The organism is Aminobacter sp. P4_H6_2 (assembly GCF_056400805.1).
This window is the reverse complement of sequence record NZ_JBFUKO010000625.1, coordinates 1-3046: the sequence shown is the minus strand read 5'-3', so window position 1 is coordinate 3046 and position 3046 is coordinate 1. Positions and strand designations below refer to the sequence as shown.

At 58.2% G+C, this 3046-nt stretch carries 3 protein-coding genes; all 3 read right to left on the bottom strand.

What is annotated here, in order from left to right:
• Positions 1 to 790 (bottom strand): ABC transporter permease (locus tag AC1DUU_RS27655; RefSeq protein WP_476786549.1); only part of this gene is annotated, 790 nt, incomplete at its 3' end.
• Positions 783 to 1796, bottom strand: coding sequence for an ABC transporter permease (locus tag AC1DUU_RS27650; protein ID WP_476786548.1), 1014 nt, complete (start codon positions 1794 to 1796; stop codon positions 783 to 785). The genes AC1DUU_RS27650 and AC1DUU_RS27655, both read right to left, overlap by 8 nt.
• Before the next feature lie 228 nt (positions 1797 to 2024).
• Positions 2025 to 3046, bottom strand: a 1022-nt coding sequence (locus AC1DUU_RS27645; protein WP_476786547.1) for an ABC transporter substrate-binding protein, incomplete at its 5' end; no start/stop codon positions are given.

Genomic DNA, 3046 nt, shown 5'->3' with positions numbered 1-3046 from the left:
GGCGTCCCCATGTCGGGTAATCGGAAGGAAAGCCAAGGCCGAGAAAACTGAGCGCCGATTCCGTGATGATCGCGGTTGCGATGCCGAGGGTGGCGGAAACCATGATCGGGGACAGAACATTGGGAAGAATATGCCGTGTGATAATGCGGCGCTCCCTTGTTCCAATACTTTTGGCGGCAAGAACAAATTCCTGCTCCTTCACCGACAGCACCGCACCGCGAACGATACGTGCGGTCTGCATCCAGCTGGTAATCCCGATGACTGTCACGATCAGGAGAAAGATGCCTGTTTCCGGCCCAAAGGCGGCCCGCAGCGTGTCGCGAAATAGCATGACGATGACCAACAGCAGCGGCAACAGAGGCAGTGCCAAGAAAAGGTCGGTCAGTCGCATCAGCAGACTATCCAAACGGCGGACGTAGCCGGCCACGACACCAACGAAGGTACCGACGACAAGCGACAGCAGCATCGCCGCGATACCGACAGACAAAGACGTGCGCCCGCCAGCAAGCACCTGCGCAAACATGTCCCGGCCCAGATTGTCGGTCCCCATCGGATGCGAGAACGAAACACCCTGGTTCTTGGCCTTGATGTTGATCGTCTGCGGATCAATACCGTGGACATAAGGGCCGACCACCACTAGCACTATGATGGAAATGAAGATGATCGCGCCAATAACGCCGCCCCGATGGGCGCGAAACTGGCGCCACACGTCGGCACCCGGCGAGCGTTGCTTGGGGCTTGCAAGCACGCCTGCTGCGCCGCTAGTCAGGTGGGCGGCGGCCTCAGTCATAGCGAATCCTCGGGTCGAGAACGCCGTAGAGGAGATCGGCAATAAGGTTGAACAGCACGATCAGCACGGCAAAGATGAAAGTCAGTGTCTGGACGAGCGGCATGTCCGCGCCTTGTATGGCGATGATCAGCAACTGTCCCAGCCCATTCACGCGGAAGATCTGCTCGGTGATAATTGCGCCGGAAAAGATCGTTGGGATTCCAAGCGCAATGACGGTCACCACCGGTATCAAGCTGTTTCGCAGCACATGGACGAGCAACACCACGCGTTCGTGCATGCCCTTGGCGCGGGCTGTCCGCACATAGTCATGGTTCAGATTGTCGAGCATGGACGCCCTCACAAAGCGGCTCAGCTGCGCTGCATTGTAGAGTGCCAGCACGGCCACCGGCATCACCATCTGGCGGACCTGCACCCAGAAACTCGACCAGTCCGTTACGCGATGCGTCGTGTCATAAATCGACGGAAACCATTGCAGGTGCACGCTGAAAACGACGATCAGGACCACTCCGGTAAAGAAGGTCGGGACCGAAAAGCCCACCATAGAGACAAAGGTGCCGATCTGATCGAACCAGGAGTATTGCTTGTAGGCGGAGAGGATGCCGATCGGCAACGCAATCAATATGCCGACAACATAAGACATGCCAACAACCCAGAGCGTCTGAGGCATGCGCTCGGCGATAAGATCGACGACCGGGCTGCGGGTGGCCCAGGAACGTACGCGCAGCCGCTCGGCCGAATTGCCGATCTCGATGCCGAGCAYACGCTCGAGGACATTCAGAGGCTCGTTGATGAAGAATTGCTCCAGCCATTTGAGGTAGCGGATGTGAAACGCTTCACCGAGGCCCAGGGATAGCCGTATTTGCTCGCGCACCTCAGACGGGATAGTCAGCGGCAGGTTCCCGGTTGGATCGTTTGGTGCAAGGTCAAGCAGGGCAAAGATAATGAAGCTTATGATCAGCAGCGTCGGGACTGCAAAGATCAGGCGCCGGAGCGTGTAGTTCAGCATAGGTGCCCTCTGCTAGGCCACGATGGATCTGGATTGAACCAATCGAAACTCATGAACGTGCTCGATTTTGCAACTCCAACGGGCGCCAGTCGGAAACACGTTGGCATTTCCTTGTCCCGCTAGAGTTCCCGTTCTCGCAGACGCCGGGAGCGTCTGCGTATTTCGGTTTGATTCCTAACCTTGCTCCGCAGGCAAGGCAGCGCCAGCGGAGCAAGAAAGGGATCAAAATTACTTGGCGCGTGTCCAGTCGGCCGCGTTCCAAAGTTCGGCGTCCCACGCGTTCATCTTGACGCCTTCAAGCGTCGCAGTGTGGGCTGCTACATTGCCGCGATGAATCAGGGGGACGAGGCCGCCACGGTCAACGAGCATGTCGTTCAGCTGCTTTGCCAGCTTCGCGCGTTCGTCGGGCGATGCCGTCTTGGCCAGCTCTGCGATCCTGGCATCGTATTCAGGGTCGCAATATCTCTGCATATTGCCTCCACCCCAGTTTGTTGCGGGGCTGGGGATGTTGTTGCATGTAAACTTTGCCAGGTACTGCTCGGGGTCGACGCCGGCGAAATTGTCGGCGTACATCATCACATCGGCGTAGAGTTTCCATGCCGTGTCCGGACTTGCCGGATCGCCCCCGAAGAATACCGAACCGTCGATATTGCGCAGTTCGGTTTCGACGCCGATCTGCTGCCACATGTCCTTAATCAGCGCTTGCGTTGCCTGGCGAACCGCATTGGTCGATGACTGGTAGAGGATCGATAACCTCACCCCGTCCTTCTGGCGGACGCCATCCGCGCCTCGTGCCCAACCAGCATCGTCGAGCAGTTTGTTGGCAGCGTCGAGGTCCTGGACTTTGCACCAATCGTTTGTCGTCGACGTATAGATCGCCGGTGCTGGCAGGACATTACAGCCAATTGCCGCTGATACGCCGTAGCCCGCCTCGACCAGGACCGAGCGATCGATCGCAAGTGACAGGGCCTTTCTCACGGCCGGATCGACCATGAACGGATGCGGGCCACCTTCCAGGGTCGAACGCTTTTCTCCCAGTGCAGGGTCTGGATTGGTGAAGTTGAGATCCAGCCGCTCGACGGAACTGCCAAAGGATACGACTACGCTGCCTTTTCCGGCTGCAGCCATCTGAGCCAGAATCTCGGGTTCGACCTGCAGTCTCCAGGCATAGTCGAATTCTCCGGTTTCAAGCACGGAGCGCGCAGCGGAAGCAGGGTCTCCACCGCCCTTCAGCATCACTGTGGCGAAGG